The organism is Actinospica acidithermotolerans (assembly GCF_018139625.1).
Lineage (GTDB): Bacteria > Actinomycetota > Actinomycetes > Streptomycetales > Catenulisporaceae > Actinospica > Actinospica acidithermotolerans.
Genome location: NZ_JAGSOH010000206.1, coordinates 1 through 6451, shown reverse-complemented (window position 1 = coordinate 6451; position 6451 = coordinate 1). Strand labels below are relative to the sequence as shown.

General features: G+C 72.0%; 8 protein-coding genes. 6 read left to right on the top strand and 2 right to left on the bottom strand.

Features of this window, described 5'->3' with window-relative positions; all coding sequences use genetic code 11:
- Together KDK95_RS33540 and KDK95_RS33535 are read left to right on the top strand one after the other, a co-directional pair.
- Positions 1-339 (top strand): hypothetical protein (locus tag KDK95_RS33540; protein WP_212522390.1); only part of this gene is annotated, 339 nt, incomplete at its 5' end.
- Positions 340-472: 133 nt separating this feature from the next.
- A complete protein-coding gene (locus tag KDK95_RS33535) occupies positions 473-955 on the top strand; it encodes a hypothetical protein (RefSeq protein WP_212522389.1) in 483 nt (160 codons plus the stop codon).
- A 110-nt stretch (positions 956-1065) separates the two neighbouring features.
- Here KDK95_RS33535 and serB read toward each other — a convergent pair whose 3' ends face one another.
- Complete coding sequence (serB, locus tag KDK95_RS33530) at positions 1066-2295, bottom strand: phosphoserine phosphatase SerB (RefSeq protein ID WP_307844886.1); 1230 nt, start codon at positions 2293-2295, stop codon at positions 1066-1068.
- Between the two features lie 46 nt (positions 2296-2341).
- Here serB and KDK95_RS33525 point away from each other — a divergent pair, with 46 nt between their 5' ends.
- The 4 genes from KDK95_RS33525 to KDK95_RS33510 all read left to right on the top strand — a co-directional run bounded on the left by KDK95_RS33525 (position 2342) and on the right by KDK95_RS33510 (position 5610).
- The gene (locus KDK95_RS33525) at positions 2342-3124 is read left to right on the top strand and encodes an ABC transporter ATP-binding protein (RefSeq protein ID WP_212522387.1); all 783 of its coding nucleotides are present in this window, start codon (positions 2342-2344) and stop codon (positions 3122-3124) included.
- 119 nt (positions 3125-3243) lie between these two features.
- Complete coding sequence (locus tag KDK95_RS33520) at positions 3244-3669, top strand: NfeD family protein (protein ID WP_212522386.1); 426 nt, start codon at positions 3244-3246, stop codon at positions 3667-3669.
- A gap of 58 nt (positions 3670-3727) precedes the next feature.
- Positions 3728-4774 carry an SPFH domain-containing protein gene (locus KDK95_RS33515; protein WP_212522392.1) on the top strand — a complete coding sequence of 349 codons (1047 nt, stop codon included), beginning with the start codon at positions 3728-3730 and terminating at the stop codon, positions 4772-4774.
- Positions 4775-4833: 59 nt separating this feature from the next.
- The gene (locus tag KDK95_RS33510; protein ID WP_307844882.1) at positions 4834-5610 is read left to right on the top strand and encodes a sulfite exporter TauE/SafE family protein; all 777 of its coding nucleotides are present in this window, start codon (positions 4834-4836) and stop codon (positions 5608-5610) included.
- A 49-nt stretch (positions 5611-5659) separates the two neighbouring features.
- Here the strand turns inward: KDK95_RS33510 and KDK95_RS33505 are convergent.
- Positions 5660-6451, bottom strand: a 792-nt coding sequence (locus KDK95_RS33505) for a DUF3824 domain-containing protein (protein ID WP_212522385.1), incomplete at its 5' end; no start/stop codon positions are given.

Below are 6451 nucleotides of genomic sequence, written 5' to 3'. Positions count from 1 at the left end.
CCCATCGACAACGACGACGACCTGCCCCGCCGCCTGCACCGTGTGACCGCCGCCGGCGACATCCCCGTCGGGCACCGCCCCGCCCGGCCGTCCGTTCCGCGGGCCCCGGTCGCCGGGTGTCGGGGGACGGGTGGCACCATGGCCCGCATGGACGTGCAGCACCGGCAGCAGAGCCCCGAGGACCCGAAGGACGCCGTCGCGCAGGAGTGGCCGCCGCGCGAGTGGCGCGAGACGACTCGCTCGGCCGGGCACAAGCAGGCCCTCTACGTCAGCGTCGGCATGGTCGCGATCTTCGCGGTGCTGGTCGTGCTGGCGATCTGGGCCTCGCACAACGGCTGATTCGGGCATCCCGCGCAAACGGCCGCGACCCGGCAATCCGGGCCTTGTTGTCATACCTCGTACACGGCTTGTAGTGTCTGCTCGCCGCGCCGGAGTCCCGGGCGGCCCCGCACTCTCGCTGAGGATGTATCAGATGGCTCTGACCAGGTCCGGCATGCGCAAGCAGGTCGTCGAGGCGCTCACCTCCGTCGCCCCGCCCGGAGAGCAGTTCATCGCGTGCCTGCACGGCATGACCGGCCCGAGCCCCTGGATCGACGGGCTGATCGGCGGCATCGGCGCCCTGATCATGCAGAGCTTCCGGAAGTACTACTTCGTCACGCTGACGAACACCAGCGTCGTGGTCAACCGGGCCGGCCGCGTCGCGAACCGCCCGAAGGAGATCGTCGCCGCGATACCGCTCGCCGCCAACCCGATCGCCTCGGTGAACAAGGGCGCGGTCTGGGGCAAGCTCTTCATCCAGTTCCCGGGTGAGGCCGCGCCCACGAAGATCAACGTGCACCGCATCTGGGGCGCCGACCTGGACCGCTTCGCGGAGGCGCTCGCGGCGGCCGGCGCCGTCGCCACGATCCCGGCGCAGGCCGCTCCCGAGGCGGCCCAGGAGCAGGCCCAGCAGTAAGCGGCAGGCTAATCGGCAAGCAGTAGAAGGCGGTAACCCGGGCACGACGCACGGGCTCACGAGGTCGTGGTGCGCCCCTGATTATAGGGCGAGCGCCACGGCCTCTTGATCTAGCGGGACTCGCCGGCCTCCTCGGTCAGCTCCGCGATCTCGTCGCCGGGGATGCCGAGCAGGAACAGGATGGTGTCCAGGAACGGCACGTTGACGGCCGTGTCCGCCTGCGCGCGGACCACGGGCTTCGCGTTGAACGCGACGCCGATGCCGGCCGCGGCGAGCATGTCGAGGTCGTTGGCGCCGTCGCCGATCGCGACGGTCTCGGACAGCGGGACGCCCGCCGCCTCGGCGAAGCCGCGCAGCGCCGCCGCCTTGCCGGGCCGGTCCACGATCGCGCCGACGACGCGGCCGGTGAGCCTGCCGTCGACCACCTCGAGGGTGTTGGCCGCGGCGTAGTCGAGCCCCAGGTCCGCCGCCAGCAGGTCGGTGATCTGGGTGAAGCCGCCGGAGACGATGCCGACCTGGAAGCCGAGGCGCTTGAGGGTGCGCACCAGGGTGCGGGCGCCCGGCGTGTAGCGGACCTCCTCGCGGACCTTGGTGAACACCTCCTCGGGCAGGCCCTCGAGCAGGGCGACGCGCTCCGTCAGGGACGCCGCGAAGTCCAGTTCGCCGCGCATGGCGCGCTCGGTGACGGAGGCGACCTGCTGCAGGCAGCCGGCGTGGGCGGCGAGCAGTTCGATGACCTCGTCCTGGATGAGGGTCGAGTCCACGTCCATCACGATCAGGTGCTTCGCCCGGCGCGCCAGGCCCGCGCGCTGCACGGCGACGTCCGCGCCGCACGCGGCGGCGGCCGGGGCCAGCAGGTTGCGCAGTACCAGCGGGTCGATGCCGGAGACGTCCAGTTCGATCGCGGTGACCGGGTACTTGGCGAGGCGCACGATGCGGTCGATGTTGCCGCCGGCGCCGGCGACCTCCTCCGCCATCCGGCCCAACGCCGCGGGAGTCAGCGGGTGGCCGAGGACGGTGACGCGGCTGCGGCCGGCGCGGCGCGGCTGGTTGTCGCCGACGCCCGCCTTGACCTCGACGTCCAGCTTCCAGTCCACGCCCCAGCGGTGCAGTTCGAGCCGCAGCGCGGTCTCGTCCCAGTCGGCGGGCGCGGTCAGCAGCACGCCGAGCACGAGCCGCCCGCGCAGCACGATCTGCTCGACGTCCGCGACGACGAGCCCGCCCCCGCCGCCCGCGTGCCTGTCGATCACTCCGAAGAGCGCCGCCGTCACTCCGGGACGATCGGCGCCGAACACCAGTACGCGCAGCGTGCGGCCCGGGGACGTCACGTTCTGTTCCACGGGGCCAAGGTACCGTCGGGGGGCTTCGACCCGATAAGTTGGCCACATGACGGACGTGCTGGATCTGGTCGACGTGTCGGTGGTGCGGGACGGCAAGAAGCTGCTCGCCGGGATCGATTGGCGCATCGCCGACGGCGAGCGGTGGGTGGTGCTCGGGCCGAACGGCGCCGGCAAGACCACGCTGCTGCAGATCGTCGCCGCGCAGATGCATCCGACGGCGGGGACGGCGAGCGTCCTCGGCGACACGCTCGGCAAGGTCGACGTCTTCGAGCTGCGCACCCGGATCGGCCTGACCTCGGCCGCCGTGGACGCCCGGCTGCCCGGCCGCGAGAAGGTGCGCGACGTCGTGCTCAGCGCCGCCTACGGCAAGGTGGCCCGCTGGCGGGAGACCTACGAGGCGGCCGACACCGGCCGCGCCGACGACCTGCTGGCCTGGTGGGGCATGGAGGGCTTCGCCGACCGCCAGTACGGCACCCTGTCCAGCGGCGAGCGCAAGCGGGCCCTGGTCGCCCGGGCGCTGATGACCGACCCGGAGCTGCTGCTGCTCGACGAGCCGGCCTCCGGCCTCGACCTCGGCGGCCGCGAGGACCTGGTGCGCCGGCTGGCCAACCACGCCGCCGACCCGGCCTCCCCGGTCACCGTCCTGGTCACCCACCACGTCGAGGAGATCCCGCCGGGCTTCACGCACGCGCTGCTGCTGCGCCAGGGCGCGGTGGTCGCCTCCGGCCCCACCGAGCTCACCCTCACCTCGGAGAACCTCAGCGCCTGCTACGGCATCCCGCTGCAGGTGCAGACCTACGAGGGCCGCTACTACGCCCGCGGCCTTTGATATACACCCTCTAAATTCCGGTTCTCATACGGCCGGATCCGCGGTGCCACGTGCCGCGGATCCGGCCGTCTTGCATCAAGATTGCTGACGCCGCGTCAACCAGCGGCTACCATGGCGACATGGCCTTGCACGGGTGGGAATGGTGGCTCCTGGCGGCCGTCCTCTTGCTGCTCGGCGAGTTGGCGACGAACGCGCTCGTGTTCCTGATGCCCTTCGGCGGCGCCGCGGTGGCCGCCGTCCTCGCGGCCCTCGGCGCGCCCTGGTACGGGCAGCTGGCCGCCTTCGTGATCGTCACCCTCGGCCTGATCGGCTTCGTGCGGCCGCTCGCGGTGCGCCGGCAGTCCGGACCGGGGCTGCGGACCGGCGCCGCGGCCCTGGTCGGCCAGCAGGCCACGGTGATCGCGACGGTGGACGAGCACCGCGGCCGGATACGGCTCGAGGGCCAGATCTGGAGCGCCCGCGCGCTCGACCCGGACAGGATCTTCGAACCCGGAGAGGCCGTGCACGTCGCGGCGATCGACGGGGCCACCGCGGTGGTGGTGTAATCGTGCTCGTATCCGCACCGTGCGGCGGCACCGAATCGTGGGAGGGATCGAGAAGCTGATGGGCACACTCGGCCTGGTCGTGTTCGTGGTCGTCGTCGTGTTGGCGGTGATCTTCTACGTCTACCGTTCGATCCGGGTGGTCCCGCAGGCCACGGCGGCGGTGATCGAGCGCTTCGGGCGGTACAAGCGCACCCTCGAGCCGGGCCTGCGCTTCCTGGTCCCCGGCGCCGACCGGGTGCGCGCCACGGTGGACCTGCGCGAGCAGGTCATGCCCTTCCCGCCGCAGGAGGTGATCACCGAGGACAACCTGCTGGTCTACATCGACTGGGTCGTCTACTTCCAGGTGATCGACCCGCGCCGGGCCACCTACGAGATCCAGAACTTCGTGCAGGCCATCGAGTACCTGGTCTCCACCACGCTGCGCAACATCATCGGCGGCATGGACCTGGAGGCGACGCTCACCAGCCGCGACGAGGTCAACCGGCAGCTGCGCGACGTGCTGGACAGCGAGACCGGCCGCTGGGGCATCCGGGTCAGCCGCGTCGAGCTGCGCACCATCCAGCCCAACCGGGACATCACCGAGGCGATGGAGAAGCAGGTCAGGGCCGAGCGCGAGCGGCGCGCGACGATCCTGTCCGCCGAGGGCGTCAAGCAGGCCGAGATCCTGCGCGCCGAGGGCGAGCGGCAGTCGATGATCCTCAAGGCCGAGGGCGAGGCCAAGGCCGCGGCGCTGCGCGCGGACGGCGAGGCGAGCGCGATCTCCAAGACCTTCAAGGCGATCCACGACGGCGACGCCGACCAGAAGCTGCTCAGCTACCAGTACCTGCAGATGCTCCCGAAGATCGCCGACGGCTCCTCCAACAAGGTGTGGATCGTGCCGAGCGAGCTGGGCAAGGCCGTCGAGGGCATCGGCAGCGCGTTCACCAAGGCCAACATGCCGGGCGCGGACGGCGGCGGCCCGTCGCTGCCCGCGCAGCCGGCGAAGGAGCGGGTCGAGGACGGCGAGGAGGCCGCCGCGCTGCCGCCGGCCCGCTCCGCCGGCGCGCCCGACCGCCCGGCGGTGCGCCGCAACCCGTCGGATCTGCTCTTCAAACGGGACGAGTAGGCTTCCGCCGATCGAGACCGTAAGGGTCGTCCGCCGCGTGGGTCAGTAGACTCGGCGGCGTGACCGTCGCCCATGAACTCGTCGAGTACTCGGCGATCTTCGGGGCCGGGATCGCCGCCGGGATCATGAACACCGTCGTCGGTTCCGGCACCCTGCTGACCTTCCCGACGCTGCTCGCCTTCGGCTACCCGCCGGTGCTCGCCAACGTCTCCAACACGGTCGGCCTGGTGCCTGGCTCCTTCTCCGGCGCCTACGGCTACCGCGCCGAGCTCGCCGGGCAGCGTCGCAGGGCCGTGATCCTCAGCGTGTTCTCGGTGCTCGGCGGCACGCTCGGCGCGATCCTGCTGCTCAACCTGCCGGGCTCCGCGTTCAACGACATCGTGCCGGTGCTGATCGCCCTCGCCCTGGTGCTGGTGGTGATCCAGCCGAAGGTCGGCAGGTGGGCCGCGAAGCTTCGCGAGGAGCGGGGGACCGCAGAGCGCGAGGCGGGCGGACCGCTGCTGTGGGCCGGGGTGTTCGCCACCGGGGTCTACGGCGGCTATTTCGGCGCGGCGCAGGGCGTGCTGCTGATTGCCATGCTGGGCATCGCGTTCACCGACTCGCTGCAGCGGGTCAACGCCGTCAAGAACATCCTGGCCGGCCTGGTCAACGGGGTCGCGGCGGTGCTGTTCATCGCGCTCAGCCACGTGTCGTGGACCGCCGCCGGACTGATCGCGCTGGGTTCCGTGCTCGGCGGCCAGATCGGCGCGCGCGTGGGCCGCAGGCTTCCGCCCACGGCCCTGCGCGCCGTGATCGTCTGCGTCGGCATCGCGGCGATCGTCAAGCTGCTTGCCTGACCCGCCTCGGCCAGCGCCGCCGGCGCCGCCGCGGCCCTGCTCGGCGGCGTCAGCTGAAGGCCACCCCGCAGGCCGTGTCCAGCGCCTCGATGTCGCTCGCGAGCGACGAGGGCGAGGTACCGCTCGCCAGCGACAGGTAGTCCCCGCCGACGGTCGTGAGCTGGCTGCCCGCCACCTGGCTCTGGCTGCCCGCCGAGACGAGCGTGTTGCCGAGCGTCTCCATGGCGGTGATGGCGTTCGAGCTGTTCGCCGAGATGGTGCTGTCGTACGTGTCGAACGCGGTCTGCGCGGCCTGGCAGCCGGCGTCCCCGCTCGCGCCGGCCGCCTGGCCGGCGGCGCCCGTCGCGTTCGAGCCCGTGGTCGCGGCCGCGTTGACCCCGCCGGTGGCGGCCGCGGTGGCGACGGCGGTCGGCACGGTGTCGTTGGCGATCTCGGACTTGGCGTGCGAGGTGAACGCGAGCGTCAGGCCGATCCAGAGCACCGCCCAGGCGAAGGTGAGGCACAGCCCGACGACCGCCTTGTTGCGGCCCAGCTTCTTGCCCGGCCCGGTCTCGTTGATCGCCAGGATCGAGACGACGAGGTTGATCAGGCCCCAGCCGCCGAAGATGCCCAGCCACATCGACCACTTGGCCAGAGCGCTCTCCTGCGGGACCCCGCCCGGGTAGCCGATGTAGCCGCCCGAGCCGAAGTCGGTCTGCGGCAGGTAGCCCGGCTGCCCGTACTGCGGCCCGTAGCCCTGCGGCTGCCCCGGCACGCTGTCCTGCGGCTGGCCGTAGCCGGGCGCGCCCGGGTAGTTCGGCTGCTGCGGTATCTGCCCCTGCGGGGACCCCCAGCCCTGCCC

Bases quoted from the DNA above. Each gene is read 5' to 3' on its own strand.
- KDK95_RS33520 (WP_212522386.1), top strand. From the start codon at position 3,244: ATGGCCTTGCACGGGTGGGAATGGTGGCTCCTGGCGGCCGTCCTCTTG.
- KDK95_RS33525 (WP_212522387.1), top strand. From the start codon at position 2,342: ATGACGGACGTGCTGGATCTGGTCGACGTGTCGGTGGTGCGGGACGGC.
- KDK95_RS33515 (WP_212522392.1), top strand. From the start codon at position 3,728: ATGGGCACACTCGGCCTGGTCGTGTTCGTGGTCGTCGTCGTGTTGGCG.
- KDK95_RS33535 (WP_212522389.1), top strand. From the start codon at position 473: ATGGCTCTGACCAGGTCCGGCATGCGCAAGCAGGTCGTCGAGGCGCTC.